The following is a 16,724-nucleotide window of genomic DNA, read 5'->3' on the forward strand; positions in this document are numbered from 1 at the left end:
TATCATCATTATATATTGTACATATAATTAGTTAGGAGGATCTATACCTAGGTTATATGCATCGGATACCCTACAATTTTCAGAGATGTTTAAGATTATGTTTATTTTTTTAATTTCTCCCCCAGAGATATCGTTGAATTTAAACCGATAGACATTGTTAGTGTTATTAAATTTATTGAAGTATCCAGAGACATTTGTTACATTTGAGTTATTTGGTTTTACCCAATAGACATAGACATTACTTACATCGTTGTATGATTTGACCGTTATTGATATATTTATATGATTATCTTCCAAAATTGCAGAAAGTCCAGCTGAAATATTTATCCTTTTTATTAACAAATAATCCGGACCAAATTCTGATGTTCCTTTACCTTTTAAAGTGGTAGTTGCAGTTATTAAACATCCTTTTTCAACACCCCTTCCAGAAATATTAATTGTTCCATTGAAATTCCCATTGTTATCAGCTGTTAAACTACCCTGATAAATCCAGCCTTCTCCATAATGGTTATCCAATACCGAACCGTTTGAGGAGATATTATTTCCTATTAAATTATCTCCACCACTTGAATTTTTAACTAAATATATCTCAATTGAAGTATTTGCAAATGCTGAGGAACCGCTATCATTTCCAACATGGCCTTCAATGTAAAGTTTAGTACTGTTAAGTTTAGCGTAGGTTATAATAGGATAATCTACACCATAATTGGCCTGTGATGAATAAATAAAACCGTCATTTGCAGTAATGCCATCTCCTGCTGTTTTATTTATGTTATCTAAATCTATGCCCAATCCACTATTGTTATACATTGAATTTTTAGATATTGTAATATTTATTGGACTACCGGAGTATCTGCTTACCACAACCCCTGCGGTGGTGTAATTTTTACCACAATCGTGAATTATATTATATTTAACTACTCCATTGTTACTATCATCATCAAAAAGGATTCCTGCTGAGGCTGTGTTAAAAATTGTATTTTCTATTATATCCGCATTTTCAGAGCCATACCTTATTTCAACACCCTTTCCCGCACTTCTTGGGTTAGTTCCGCTCCCCATGTATGTATCATGTATCAGGTTTTCTTCCACTGTAATGTTATCGGCATAAACAGCAATGGCATCTGGATATTTATAGTTAGAATCGCGACCTGCATCAAAGACTTCATTCCACCTTACCAATGTTTTAAGTGGTTCATTTCCTGTTGTGGTTGATTTACCAAGGCCTATATCGTAACGACCGCAATAACCGATGTAATTTCTTTGAATTATTCCTCCAATATTGGGAAGTGTATTGTCATAGATTACTATACCTTCTTTTGTTATATTGTTATTAATTGGGGGATAACTACCATTTGCCCTAACACCAATTATATTTTTTTCTATAAGGAAATTATTACATCCTCCCTGGACTTCAATACCGTCTCCTGAATTTATCATTGCTATTTTTCTGATAGTAACATTGGATGGATTGATTGTTCCATTTCCTATCTTAAAAGTATAGGAGCTCCCACTTCCATTTACCTCTAACTCCAATTTGTCAAATCTCGGTAAAGTTGGTTCATCTCCAGTATTTGGAACACCATCAGGCCCTACTCCGACTGTTCCACCAGTCCCTATTTGTCCAGGATTGCTATCTCTCACCGTCATATTTGGAAAATATGCAGTTCCATCAATAGTTGTAATATTATCCATTATAATGGGTAATTTTTTATTTAATGCAACAGACCACCACTTGCCACTTCCATCATTTTCGTTTGGATTCACCATTGGAATAAAATACATGTGGTTTGCTCCATTAATGGCATTGGCATTCTCTATAAACTGCCTTAATGTTCCCTGTGCATATCTGTTTGAACTTGAATCGTCATCGGTATCTTTTGTATTAACAACAACATCAAAACTGAATCCAAATAAAATATTATTTTTGCTGCTATTGTATTTGCTCGTGTTTATTTTTACATAATGCTCATAAACTCTATTACCCCAATCATCAGATTTTGTTGCATTTCTACCTCCAAAGAATGGGATAACTTGGGAATAATTACTATCATTCGTTTGATATGTTTCCTCAGCCCATATATTATTTATAGTGTATCCAGAATTTAATCCTCTTGTTGTATTAACAGTTTTTGAATTTACAACAATGAAGTAAATCCCATCTCCATTTACCGTAAAATTAAAACCCCCACTTGAATTCGTTGTAGTATTTTCAATAAATGAATCGTTAATATCTAAGATTCCGTTTGCATTTGTATCTTTAACTAAACTTACATTTACATTTGAGATTGGACTATCATTTTTATCATATTCCCCTAAAACTCCCAAATCCTCATATATTGTTCCTTTTATAATTTTTGGTATGACTTTGACTGAATAATTACTATTATATATAACTCCATTTGATTCTATTCCCGTTATGGATATATTATATGTTCCACTAACCGGTAGATTAAACGAATAATTGTATAATTTCCAGAATGATGGATATATTCCATCAACTTCTTGTAAATCCATTGAATCTTTTAAATACATTGTTCCATTGGGGTAGAATACTGTTATATTTGCTCCACTTATATCATAAGAGCCTATTGGGTCTGTAATATTGGCAAAAATACTTGCATTATCCCCAGAATAATAAACTGTTTTGTCAGTGAATATATTGTTAACTTTAACATAGGTTGTTGTATTTAGCGTTATATTCGATATATGTGCTGAATCATGATAAACATTTATAGGACTCTGGGAATTCTGATTTTCCACCCTTAAAACTAAATAGTAATCTTTTGGTATTGTAGTTATTGATGATAGGCTAATATTAAATATGTAAGGATTTATGTTGTTATTTAATAATATAGTTTCTTTATCACTTCCTAAGGTGAATGAGCTGCTTCCATCAGTAGCTATTATACTAACTACAACATCATGGCTGTTTGTTCCTGATGGATCATCTACATATAATAAAATGGGAATTTTTGAGGTTATAACAAAGTCATCTGCAAATACTGGGTATTGATACCAGGAACTTAACGAGTTTCCATCAATTATTGTATAATTATTTGATTTTAGGGGAACTGAGGTGTTTAATGTTTTTAATGAATTTCCATGTAAATAAAAAGTTTTTTTAACTGATGGTGGATAAGGTGTTGAAGTTTGGAAAGATACATCATCATATATTAATGGATTTGATATTTGAATAAACTTTAATTTAGTTAAATCAACTTCCCCCAAGGGAGTTGTAAGGGGTATCTCTTTTAAAACTGTTAAATTGAGCTTACCATTTGGTATATATACATCAGGCAAATTATTTGAATTAGAATCATAACCACTAGCGATATAATTCCAGTTTCCATCTCCACTGCTATCTTCGGCTATTAAAAAAGAGTTATTATATATTTTTGTTACCCAACCTTTTGTTGAATTAGTTATATTTATATCAAATTTATCACCGCCTCCATTATTGTTGACTGTTATATTATAGTATATTTCGTCCCCATCATTTCCTATTTTTTCCTGATAACTTGGCGTTATTGAAAATGAGGATATATATACAACAATGCTTTTTTCATCATTTGAACTATTTTGGTCATTTGGAAGGTTTGTTTTTATGGATATATTATATTTCCCATACGGAATATTTGAAATATTTATTGGAAAGCTTATCTTTTTTTCTTCATTATGGGGTACTGATAGATTTATTAAAGTGAAATTTGAATATGAATAAGTTCCATTAATTTGGCTCATATTTATTGAAACATTTAAATTATATGCATCCACTAACCCATACAAAGCAATTGTTGAATTTACATAGATTATCTTTTGAATATTTGGATTAAAACTATCCCCATTATTTGGGTAATCGATACTTTTAACCCCCGCATCATATAGTTCATTTAATCCAATGTTTATATCATTTATCATATCAGAATAATTATAACCCAATCCCCAAATTATTGGAATTACCCAAATATCTCCAGAGGCTAAAGAATTTTTACTCCATGATAATGCAGTTCCTGCATCACCAATGTACGATGAAGCGTTATTTAAATTATTATTAGATATATCGTTCCACATATATCCATAGTAATTAACATCGTGGGCATAACTTGGGATATTCGACTTAAACCCGCCATATTGTATATTATCAACAGGTGCATTAGAATCATACCCATATACTATATCGTCAGAGCCATTATAATATGCATTGTCATTCTGATAACTTCCATCAAAATTCCAATCCATACCTTGGAAAAATCTTAAATCATTGTAATTTTTCGTTGTAGGATTTTTTACATAATAAATCGTAGCAAACCATTTGTTATTTCCTCTAATTATGACTTTTTGAGTGATATTTAAGTTTTTATTATTCCACGGAGCATACATATCTGTTAGAATTAAACTCTCTAAAATACCATTTGGAACTGTATTCAGTGCAATGTCTGTCCTATTAATTTCAGATAAATATCTAGATGCAGTTTCAAAATTGTCTCCTCCATTTCCATACTGTCTTGTTCTTGTATTTACAGTATATCTTATTGCTATTTTTGAACCTGCATCAGCATCAATATTATTTGCATAATTATTGTCACCCGTTCTTCCCGCATGGTCATAAGAAGCTATTGTTGATGAATTATCCCCTTCATTATAAGGAAAGATAATTGCAGAAATTTGACCGCACCCTCCATCAGACTGTCCATCATAAGACAATTCAACAGCAATTGAATTATTTGGTTTAGGGGGCGTTAATGATATATCATACCCATATACTGGGTCATCGTAGAAATACAATGTATTATTTTCAATATACCACCTTATATTTCCAATAACTTCCCCTGTTGTTCTATTTATTGAGATATTATTAAATATGGCTATACCATCATCTCTAACTATTTTTTTAACACCATATCCTTTTGGAATCTTACAACTAAACTTATACCAGACATCGTCCAACTTATTATTCACTTCAACCCTAATTTTAGTATTATCTATTTTTTTTTCATTTGCTGTGGTATTTAAAATACCCATCGGAAAATTATATTCATTTAATATTTTCTTATCGGCTTTGATTCTAATTTCAATAACTTCATAGTTATTGTTAATTTGTTCTATTTTTAATATACTATATTTTTTTTCTTTTCTGTATTTTTCAATGGTTTTTTCAATTTCCTTATTACTGCCTTCAAGATTAATAACTATTTCTTTGCTAATAGGGTCATATGAAACTAATTTTTTAATTTTTTTCTTATTTTTAACATTTATAGGTATATGCATCTTCTGTTTTGCATTACCATACAATATTTCAATTTTTTCAATTTTTGATATATTTAACATATTACTTAAATGAATTAAAGAAATATTGAAATTTCCATTTGTTAATGAAATATTTATTTTCTTTTTAGATGGGTAAACTATAAATTTAACATATTTGGGTTTTTTAACATAATATGATACATTACCAAAAATACAGCTATTGTTAAAATCAGCGTTAATTTTGTAGTAATCTACAACAAAAGATTTTTTAAATTTATCAATTACAACTGTGTAATTTCCCAATATAATATCTTTATTTAATTTTGTCGATAAACTGTAATTTTTTCCTTCTTTATGGATTTTTAAATTAATAATTTTATTATTTGGAGTTATAATATAAGCATTATTTGGTTTAAAGTTGGTTTTTATAATTATTTTTTCTGATGGAAAATAGATATCTTTTATTATTACTGTTTTATTTTTTATTTCATATTTTTTTGTATAGTTTAAAAATATGGTTTTATTTGATGTTTCATTGTCAAATTTTGCGTAAATTTCAATAGGGATGTTTAAAATAACTGGAGAGACAATATAAGTCCCATTGCTTGTGTTAATAAAGTTTAAGGTAGTTCCATTTGCAAATCCATATGGAATCCCGTTAGTTTTTACAATAACCTTATATCCTTCTACTAAAACATTTAAATAATGTGTATCTTCATTACTTTCATTTTCAAGATTTTCAGTTGTATTTGATAAATTATCAGCCATATTACTCAAATTAGCTGAATCAGTTATATCTGGAGTTATATTATATGTTTTATTAAATTGGGAGATATTTGATAAATTTTCATAGATTGATATATTTGAGTTATTTAAAGCTGATTCATTTAATGTTGGTAAATTGGCCATTGCAAAATTTGATAACAACAAAACAATTACTAAAAACATTGTAATAATCTTTATAAATTTCATAATTATCCCATTATAAACTTTTTTTGTTGTTAATAATAATAATATATTTAAGGGAGTATTTAAAATTTATAGAACATTTTTTAGACAGTTTTTTATTTTAAAAATGAAAAAATAAAATAAGATAAAATAAAATAAGATAAATAATTAATAAAGATTGAGTGTTATTCATTTTCTTTTTTTCTATTGGATCTTAACTCTGTATATACCAATATTATTACCAAGATTGCCAATACAGTTAACCAAAACAACACATATCCATAAGTTGGCAATTTTGGCAATGGCAATATTGAAAATTCTGCTTTTATAATATGTAAGGTATTTTTTGGAACTCTAAAATTGTTTCCATCAGGTTCTTGATATGTTAAGTGATAAGGTGAGTTAAATTTTATATTTAAATTATCTATATCCATGTCACAACCTACTGGCAAAGATACTGTTTTAAATAAAATTCCGTCATCTACAATATCGGCATTATATTCTAATATCACCGTTACATTGGAATATTTATCAATGGGCTCCCAAATCTCATAGCATATAGTTGTAAAATCACTACTACTATTTTTTATATAAACATTCATAGGTGTTAATTTACCGTCTCCAATTTTATAATAACCTTCTAAATGGCTTATATCAATAGATTTAACCTCCTTTGTAAATGGAATCGGTATAATAAAAAGTTTTTTAGGTCCTCGCTCCTGCAATCTCAACTCTCCAATACCTGGAACTAATGGATATGATGCAAGGTTTTTTATTGCAAATATATTTTTAACCGTAGTTTGCCCATTATCTATTTTTATGTCCATAGAATAATTAGTTATTTTTTCAACATCTGCATAACTACAAGATAGGGTAGATAGCAATAATAGTGAAAATATTAGGCCTATTTTTTTCATACTTTCCCTCAAATTCCCCTGATTTATTTTTAATTTTATTTATAAATTTTTATATTAAGGCATATTTAAACTTTTTTCTAAAAAAAAAGAAATAAAGAATTTATTATTTATTTAGTTATTTTTTCTTCTTCTTATTATACAACCTACACCAACTAAACCACTCAATAGCATCAATAATGGTTCGTAGTTATCTGCTATTGCACCACTAACAAGTGTTATCTTTGGTGAGGTTGTAGGAAGTAATGAATGCGTAGGGTCGATACCTACAATGAATGCATCTGATGGATTGAATACACCAGTTCCATTTATTGTATAGTGTATAACTACTGTTTTACTGTTAGTTATTTCTGATGTATCGTTATAACTACCATCCCCATCTGCTCCTCCATTGAGAGGATTCAATGCCCAATATACACTCATATTATATCTTGGGTCAGATACCGAATGATTTCCAGTGTTATTTAACATGTCCGTTCTATTTACAGATATACTACCAACAATTGAGAAGTTCTGAGGTATTAAATCGTAGGCATAAACGAAAGGTGATGTTTCGCTTCCAATATTTTCCACTACGATATACATGTCATAGGTTCCATCTGCATTTGGTATGATATGTTTTGTTACCTTTATCATGTAGGAACCTACAACCAAAATTTTTTCTATTACTATATATTTATTTCCCATTCCTCCGGTTTCTCTTGTTATGGAATAATCGTCATTGGTTATTTTAAATGAGCAATTTGCCCAAACTATTGGCACGCCATCAAATGTAAAGTTATATGCCAGAGTATTCCAAGATTCAGAGGGTTCTAATTCAATGTTTGGTGTTAGGGAATGATTGCTATCATTATCATATCCATTATCTCTTGTAATCCAAATACTCTTATCGAATGGGTCCCAACATTGATGATATGCCGATTTATTAACTGCCCAGATATTCAAACTTGTTAAATTAAAATTGTAGGATTTTGCCTTATTTTTGAAAGTTGCAGTTTCATTCCAATGATATTCATCATCAGAACCATGAATTGTAGAAATTGACCCTATACCTGAGGCATAAACTCCTTTTATTGATGAATTTGTGGATATACCATTGTAATTAAATTCTACCACTGCAAATCCATATCTTTTTAATGCACCATCCCTTTTAGATATATTTCCGTTGTAAATACCATGAATTGTAAAGTTTATCTCGGCTTTTTGAGAATTATTTAATGATATATTATACCATTTTAGGGCATTTGAAAAACTATTAAAGTATTCTCCATCAAAGGTATATGCATTTCCTCTATTGTATGACATATTTGTTATATTTAGCATACTCCAATTTTCATCACCATAAAATCCATCATTTGAAGGAATTACCCTTAAATCATCTACATAGTAAGGATGACCTCCCCTTATTACAATTCTATCAAATGACTTATAAGTATTATCATTTGCGGAAACTTCTTTTTGATAATCCATGCTTTCATTGTATATTTTTAAGGTTATTGTTCCATTGGAGTATATATATAACTTAAATTTATACCATTCATTTTCGGGCGGATTCCAAGATATTTTATTAGATATACTATTAGCACCACCATTTGTTCTTTTATCTATCCATATTTCATTACTACTATGAGATACTGCAATAGTATACCCATTAAAGTTTTCATCCTCTAAACCAACCCTATCTATTGGACCTGCCCAACTACTTGCATAAGGTCTATAAATCCAACCTTGAAGGGATATAGTCCTATTGTACTGTTTTGGTAATATGTAATATCCTCCACTCGGGTCATTATAGTTAGAATCACTCGTATTGTCGTTTCCCTTCCAAAGTGAATGATTTTTAGAGTGGGAGAAATTTGAAGACCAGTTTATAATTCCCGTCCCATATTGGTGCCAATTACTCCAATTGTTAAAATCCTCATAAAATGAATTATTACTCAGATATTTTGTGAAATTAACATATACAGTATTATTACCAATTACATCTTTATTTGGGATAATATCGACTTTAACATTCCAATAGGTTTGATTGTAATGTGCAGGTATCTTTGTTGTGGAATAGGTTTCATTTATTGTTATAGGCAGAGTTTTTGAGGGGTTTATATCAAAGGCACAATCCACATAACTATTATTTGGGAGCTCCGATATGTGTATATAATCAGTTCCTTTTCCATTAATTCCTGTATATGATGGGGCATTATTGGTAATATAAACGCCTTTTGGAGTGCCGTTATAAACTACTCTTAGTGGTGTAATATTGTCTGAAATATTTACTACAACCCAAACATCATGCAATGTGTCATCAATATATGGGGCTGTATTTTCAATAATAAAATGACCCACTAAACCTCCTGAGGAGTAATTTAATTCTCCATTTCCATCTGCAACCGCTACTGAGTTAAATTTTTCCACATACTTAATTTTTAAGGGACTACTTAAATTTACAACCTCTAAATCATCAACATAATATTGATAACCCCCATGAATAACTACCCTATCAAATGAATTATAAGTATTATCATTTGTGGAAACTGTTGCCCCTAAGGTTCCATTATTATAGTATGTTGAAAGTGTTATTGTTCCATTGGAGTATATATACAACTTAAATTTATACCATTCATCTTCTGGTGGATTCCAAGATATTTTATTAGATATGGTAGCAGCACCCCCATTTGTTCTTTTATCTGTCCATATTTTATTACTGCCATGGGACACTGCAATGGTGTATCCATTAAAATTTTCATCCTCTAAACCAAGCCTATCTATTGAACCACTACTATAATTACTCGGTCTATAAATCCACCCACTAATAACAACATCCCTTCCAACCACTTCTGATAAATTTTTATAACCGCCATTTGGGTCGTTATTATTATCTTTTTTCAACGAGTAATTTCCAGAATAATGTTGTTCATTTGATTGATATACTGTTCCAGAGCCATAATTGGCCCACCCACTCCAATTTTCAAAATTATCATAAAATATCATATTTGATGCTGAAATAGTATTAACACATGCTATTAATAACATTAACAGTATAACATATTTAAATTCCATAATATTGCCCCAATAATATTAATTATCATAGCCCAAATATCGTTAAATTATTATTAAAAATAATTAAAAAAAAGAAATAAAGAATTTATTATTTATTTAGTTATTTTTTCTTCTTCTTATTATACAACCTACACCAACTAAACCACTCAATAGCATCAATAATGGTTCGTAGTTATCTGCTATTGCACCACTAACAAGTGTTATCTTTGGTGAGGTTGTAGGAAGTAATGAATGCGTAGGGTCGATACCTACAATGAATGCATCTGATGGATTGAATACACCAGTTCCATTTATTGTATAGTGTATAACTACTGTTTTACTGTTAGTTATTTCTGATGTATCGTTATAACTACCATCCCCATCTGCTCCTCCATTGAGAGGATTCAATGCCCAATATATACTCATATTATATCTTGGGTCAGATACCGAATGATTTCCAGTGTTATTTAACATGTCCGTTCTATTTACAGATATACTACCAACAATTGAGAAGTTCTGAGGTATTAAATCGTAGGCATAAACGAAAGGTGATGTTTCGCTTCCAATATTTTCCACTACGATATACATGTCATAGGTTCCATCTGCATTTGGTATTATATGTTTTGTTACCTTGATTAAATAACTTCCAACGATTTGTATTTTTTCTGTAATGATATATGCACTACCATATTTTGTGCTATATTCATTTACTGACCTATTTAGTAAGGTTATATTATTATCCACTACCTTAAATGTGCAGTTTGCCCAAACTACTGGGACACTACTAAATGTAAAGTTAAATTTAGAGGTATTCCAATGAGCTCCTGGTGCAAGTGTTGTAGGTAATGGACTACCATAGGTATAATTTGAACCACTTATTAATAAACTTGAATCGAATGGGTCTAATGTTGTTGGATTACTTCCATCTACGGCCCAAATATTAACATTTGTTAGATTGAATGAATATGATTTTGCTTTATTTTTGAAGGTTGCATTTTCATACCATAAAACATAATTTCCACTTGCATCTTGTTCAGGACCTTGCTTATTTGCACTAATTTGTCCATAACCTGATGCAAATATTCCAGGAATTACAGAGGTTGCATTGTAATGTGTATTATTATAATTGAAGTAAATTACTGCAAATCCATAAGGTATTTCTAATGCATTTCTACCTGTATATGAACTATCTGCATTTACTGTGAAGTTTAACTGTTGTATAGAATTATCAGATAATAATACATCGGTCCAATTTAAAGCATCATTGTTATTTGATACATAAGGCCCATTCCAAACTACTGTTGAACCTGTGCTACTTGCATTATTTGATATATCTAATTGTGTCCAAGTGCTATTTCCATAGTTATTAGGGTCATTACTCAAATATTTAACTACTTCTACACTTACATTTGAATTTGTTACTGAATCATTTCTTTTTACTGTCATATATACTGTCCAATTTACTACTGTATTGGCGGGAACTTTTGTTGTTGAATAGGTTTCATCTACAATAATAGGAGCTCCTGCATTGGGTACATTGGATACATTGTAGCTAAATGTATATATAATCCAGCTGTTAGGTCCAAGAGTACTTATATGTATATATTTATCACCTCCTGAAAGACCAGTTTTTGCATCAGGAGAATCTGCTATATTATTTCCAAGAACCGTTCCAGATTTGTTATAATATTCTAAACCTGTTATGTTGTTTGTCATATTTACTGTAATCCATACATCATTTAATGTATCATTTACATCAGTTGCAGTGTTGTTTATAATTACATATGCAGTGATATTATTAACAGTTGGATTTACTCCAGTTGATGTGGCAGTTCCAGTTATATTATATTTCTCTTCATAAGTTACCTTTAATGGTCCGTTCGTGCCGTAGGCAGATACCATAGATATTGCCCCGACAATGCACAACAGACTTATTAATGCAATATATTTTTTCATTATAGTTCACCCAAATATATAGTTGTGATAGGCATATAAAATAAGATATAAAATTAATTAGTAGATAGTATATTATTATTTAATTTAACATATTATCTCATATATATACTTTATAGGACATTTTTAGACAGTTTTATTTCAAAAATGAAAAAAATAAAATAAGATAAAATAAAAAAACTAATAATATCTTGTAATATATTTATATTTATATTTATATTAAAATTGAACCTATTATACAACACAAAAGCATAAAATTCATGATATACATTATATTTTTTGATGATTTTTTAGCACCACTTTTTGAAGGAGCTCCAACAATTTAACGATTGAACATATATATAATATATCATACAGAATTATCCCCACTAAATAAATCTCTCTAAATATGTCCATAATATAGGACAATAAAATTAGAATAACTGCAACTATTAAAAAAATCCCTGCAATATATAAGGATTTATCGCCATATTTTATTGGAAGAGAAATAACCTCTTCTTTTAAACCCCCTCCTCAAAATTCTTTATTGTCCCCCTCTAATCCCGTGTTGTAAACATTGCACATAAAACTAAAATCAAAGTAATGCCAACATTATTAACGGATGCACCACCAAATAGAAATACTGGGCCCGTAAGATAAGCCACTATTAAATTTCCAATTATTTTATTTTTTTGTATTTTTTAGCGTGTATAGATATAGATATAGATATAGATATAGATATAGATATAGATATAGATATAGTGCATTAATAATTGCCATTAGTTTCCATCCATTAAACAAGGATGGAAACTTTTATAATGACGACACAGAGCCAAATCCTTTTGATACTTTCCCACCAATCCCCAACAGATTTGGAATATTAAAATTAACTTCAAATTTGCCAAAAAATCCAATAAATTTAGTTCCCTTGTATTTAACTGGGATTTCATCATATTCTAAAATATTTGCTTCTATTCTCTTATCTACTGTGTAGTTTAAGTATTTACTCATTGATAGCAGGTTTCCTATCAATATTTTTTCAAGTTTTTCTTTTCGTCCATTCTCATTTAATTTTTTGTAATCTAAATAATTTTTCTCATTTAGAGCAACCCATGGAGATACAAACCTATATTTTTTTAAATCATCACATGCTCCAAAATCCTCAGATTTTACAGAGATATATCCATCAACAACATCATATAATTCATGATTCAATTCTAATTTGTCAATATCGAGTACCATACTTCCTAAAATATTTGTTCCTTCATCTATGCCTATTAGATAAGCATTACCACCCATTATTTTGTACTGAATTTTGGGGTAAGAGTATATAAATCCATTTCCGCTGTGGTGGTGTAGTTCTTTATGACCGCATTTATTAAATTTATTTAAAATATACCCCCTTAAATAAGAGGTTTGAAATTTTTTTAATGGTCTATCTGTTTTTAATTTACAGTGCATTGTTTTTAATTTCATATTTTCCCTCATAATATTAACATATTATCCTCGACAGCATTAAATCCTGTCTCTATATTATAATATTTATTATCAATTATGGTTATATCTTTATTTTCATCTATTAAAATATCTTTTCCTTTGATTGCATGTTTTTGGATTGATATTATGTACTGATAAAATTCCTTTTTTATTTTTAAAAATTCCCTCTTTCTTTTAAATGGGTCTTTTATACTTTTTATCCGTTCATATTCAGCATATACTTTTTTTGCATCATCTTCAACATTCACAAACAGATTTATTTGTGGTATTTCGTCAATTAATTTAAAATTTTTAGGTACATTATTATATTTGAATGATTTAATAATTTCTAGGAGCTCCCTCGATGAATCATCATATCCTTTTAATTTTTTAAAATAACAATTGTTAATATTTAGGAGCTCCCTTTCTTCAATTTCATCATAATTTTTTAATAATTCCTCAGTCTTTGAAATGAGAGCTCCGTTATAAATATACCTGCTGAATGGATGACCATTATCATTGATTAGTTTGACTATGTTTATAATTCCCTGTTCTGTTCCTTCTCCATGTCTGTTACATCTCCCCGCAGTTTGATTTATTGAGTCCAATGGTGCAATGTCCCTATACACAATATCAACGCTTATATCCACTCCTGCTTCGATTAACTGGGTGGATACTATGATTTTTCGGTTATTGTTTTTATTATTTTTATTAATCTTCTCAATACGGTTTAATCGTTCCTTTGGATATATATTGGTGGATAAGTAATAATATTCAGTATTTTCATAGTTATATTCCTTTAATAAGTCATAAACTTCTTTTGATGATTTTATGGTATTCAATACTATTAAAAAATCTTTATCTGGATTGTTGTTTATGTCTTCGTCTAATACGCCTACAAATTCAGTTAAATCCATAGGTTCATTGTGTATTTTCATTTTTATTCTATTTAAGTTTGAAAAATAATGTTCTTTATCGTCAAGAAGTTCTACGCATTCATTTTTATCAAAAATCATAGGTAGCGTGGCTGTTGTAAGTATAAAATATATATTATACTCCTCTGCCAAAAATCTGAATATTTTATTTACTAAATGCCAGTATTTGTGGGGAATGGACTGTATTTCATCCAATATAATTATGCTGTTAGATAAGCTGCTGAACTTTTTTAAGTCGCTGTTTTTATTTGAAAATATGCTGTAAAACAACTGCATAAATGTTGTTGTAATTATTTTGGAGCTCCATGTTTCCATTAAATGAAGTGATTTATTTTCATCCAGTATATTCTCTTCCCCATTTTTCTCATGCCAATATACCACATCTGACAGATGGTGATGTTTTAAAAGAATATTTGAAGGAGGATTTTTTAAAACTTCATTTAAAACTTTGTAGTTTTGGTCAATGATACTTAAAAATGGAAGGCAGTATATTATTTTCATATCGATATTTTTTTCAGTTTTTATCCGATTTGACAATTTTAGGGCAAAATTAAAAATAGTAAGAGTCTTTCCAATTCCTGTTGGAGCGTTTAATGTGTATATTTTCTGATTTAAATCTAAATTATGTACTTTATTTGAAATTTTATAAAATATTTCTGTTCTTAGATGGTCTATTGGTTTGATTTTAGGTTTATTTTCGATATAATCAATAATGTCGGAAGGTATTTCATTAGAAACTCCGAGTTCTGTATTTTGTCTAAATATGGCATCCTCTTTATCCGATGATATTAATAGAGAAAATAAATATTGATATAAATAATATGTCTCAATTTTCATTTCATCGTTGATTTCGTATTTTAAGTCATCACAGAGATATTCCAATTCTTCAACTTCTGAAATAAGTTCCTCAATATCACAATTCAATTTTGGGAAATTATTTTCATTTAATATATTGTTTATAAAATTGAAATTTAATTCATCAAACTGTTTTTTTAAAATGTCTTCATCCTGTATGGAGGCATCATTTAGGAGCTCCGATAAATTGCCATGATGCTTTTTTATACACAATGAAAATATTTGATAATATTTGTTATCTATATTTTTTGATTCTAAATAGCTCTTTATAACATAATTTGCTAAAACAAACGATATTTCCGAATGTCTTTTTAATATTCTTTTTTCTATTTTCTCATTTCTTATGTATTTTTGAAAATAGGTTGTAGTTTTTCCAAAATCATGAGATAAGCATATTATTTTTAAAATATCCTTTATAATAGCATTATTAAAGTATTTTAATTTTAGAGAATTGTATTTAGATAATGCCCTATTTTTTGTCATTATGAGGTGTTTTTTTAGTGGATAGTCAGGATTAGGATGAGATATAAGCTCCATATATTGTCCCTCAATAATTAAATAAGCGTAATATTCTCTTTTAGTTCTGGGATATGATAATACTCTTTAACCTTGCAATTTATTGATTCTCCATTTCGTTCGTAAAATATATCAATATACTCTGTGGTTAATCTATTTTCATCCATTTCATTTGGTATCTTTGAAAATAAATATTCCTTATTTAGTTCTAAATTAATATCGTCATTTATGATATTATCTCGTCTAATTAATGAGTTAATGGTTGTGTATTCGTCATCGGAAACTTTTTTCTCAAATTCAAATTCTCCCATATATTCAAAATTTGCTAGGAGCTCCGATAGTCCCAACGATATAGTATATACTGTTTTATGCTGTTCCAACAATTTCTTTAATTTTGAATATAGTTTTTCATCGGTTAAATGAACATACAACCTATATTTTGGATTTTTAAGCATTTCAAATCGTATTTGGGTTCTATTTGGAATTAAATTTACATTATATATCTTAATACTTTTAATACTTTTATTATCTAAGGAGATATTGGATTTTTTTATCTTGTCTCTCTTTGTATCAATTAGATTCAGGGCAATATTGGTTTTTTGTATAGGATTTTTTATTTTTAGGGCTATCTTTACAGTATCTTTATTTATATGCTTTAAATAGTCTTCCTTATCCAATCCTAAAAATGCTCCCAACATGCCATATATTGAAGTTTTTGGGGGAAAATCATAAGATAAAGGACTTGTAGTTGTATAGATTTTTTTAAAATGCCCATAATCCCCCCAAATATCAAAAACTATCATCTTCATATTTTCACCAAAAAGTGTGAAATAAATTAAAATAAAATAATATGGTGTGTGTT

7 protein-coding genes are annotated in these 16,724 nt (G+C 29.0%); all 7 read right to left on the bottom strand.

Annotated features, from left to right (window positions below; translation table 11 throughout):
- Nucleotides 1-27 precede the first annotated feature (27 nt).
- Nucleotides 28-6,222 carry a right-handed parallel beta-helix repeat-containing protein gene (locus tag MAEO_RS05365; protein ID WP_011973774.1) on the bottom strand — a complete coding sequence of 2,065 codons (6,195 nt, stop codon included), beginning with the start codon at nt 6,220-6,222 and terminating at the stop codon, nt 28-30.
- 161 nt (nt 6,223-6,383) lie between these two features.
- Complete coding sequence (locus MAEO_RS05370; protein ID WP_011973775.1) at nt 6,384-7,115, bottom strand: hypothetical protein; 732 nt, start codon at nt 7,113-7,115, stop codon at nt 6,384-6,386.
- Nucleotides 7,116-7,226: 111 nt separating this feature from the next.
- Nucleotides 7,227-10,169: a hypothetical protein gene (locus MAEO_RS05375; protein WP_011973776.1), complete on the bottom strand. Its 2,943-nt coding sequence runs from the start codon at nt 10,167-10,169 to the stop codon at nt 7,227-7,229.
- Between the two features lie 96 nt (nt 10,170-10,265).
- On the bottom strand, nt 10,266-12,104 hold the full coding sequence (locus tag MAEO_RS05380) for a hypothetical protein (RefSeq protein WP_011973777.1): 1,839 nt from the start codon (nt 12,102-12,104) through the stop codon (nt 10,266-10,268).
- Nucleotides 12,105-12,893: 789 nt separating this feature from the next.
- Nucleotides 12,894-13,556, bottom strand: a complete 663-nt coding sequence (locus MAEO_RS05385; protein ID WP_011973778.1) for a CRISPR-associated endonuclease Cas6 — start codon at nt 13,554-13,556, stop codon at nt 12,894-12,896.
- A gap of 8 nt (nt 13,557-13,564) precedes the next feature.
- On the bottom strand, nt 13,565-15,883 hold the full coding sequence (locus MAEO_RS05390) for a CRISPR-associated helicase/endonuclease Cas3 (protein WP_011973779.1): 2,319 nt from the start codon (nt 15,881-15,883) through the stop codon (nt 13,565-13,567).
- A gap of 17 nt (nt 15,884-15,900) precedes the next feature.
- Nucleotides 15,901-16,671 carry a type I-B CRISPR-associated protein Cas5b gene (gene cas5b / locus MAEO_RS05395; protein ID WP_011973780.1) on the bottom strand — a complete coding sequence of 257 codons (771 nt, stop codon included), beginning with the start codon at nt 16,669-16,671 and terminating at the stop codon, nt 15,901-15,903.
- Nucleotides 16,672-16,724: the final 53 nt, after the last annotated feature.

This window comes from Methanococcus aeolicus Nankai-3 (genome assembly GCF_000017185.1).
In the GTDB taxonomy this organism is placed as follows: Archaea; AGJL01; Methanococci; order Methanococcales; family Methanococcaceae; genus Methanofervidicoccus; species Methanofervidicoccus aeolicus.

Coding starts and splice junctions, on each gene's coding strand:
- MAEO_RS05385 (WP_011973778.1), bottom strand. CDS start 13,556: ATGAAATTAAAAACAATGCACTGTAAATTAAAAACAGATAGACCATTA.
- MAEO_RS05390 (WP_011973779.1), bottom strand. CDS start 15,883: ATGGAGCTTATATCTCATCCTAATCCTGACTATCCACTAAAAAAACAC.
- MAEO_RS05380 (WP_011973777.1), bottom strand. CDS start 12,104: ATGAAAAAATATATTGCATTAATAAGTCTGTTGTGCATTGTCGGGGCA.
- MAEO_RS05365 (WP_011973774.1), bottom strand. CDS start 6,222: ATGAAATTTATAAAGATTATTACAATGTTTTTAGTAATTGTTTTGTTG.
- MAEO_RS05370 (WP_011973775.1), bottom strand. CDS start 7,115: ATGAAAAAAATAGGCCTAATATTTTCACTATTATTGCTATCTACCCTA.
- MAEO_RS05375 (WP_011973776.1), bottom strand. CDS start 10,169: ATGGAATTTAAATATGTTATACTGTTAATGTTATTAATAGCATGTGTT.
- cas5b (WP_011973780.1), bottom strand. CDS start 16,671: ATGAAGATGATAGTTTTTGATATTTGGGGGGATTATGGGCATTTTAAA.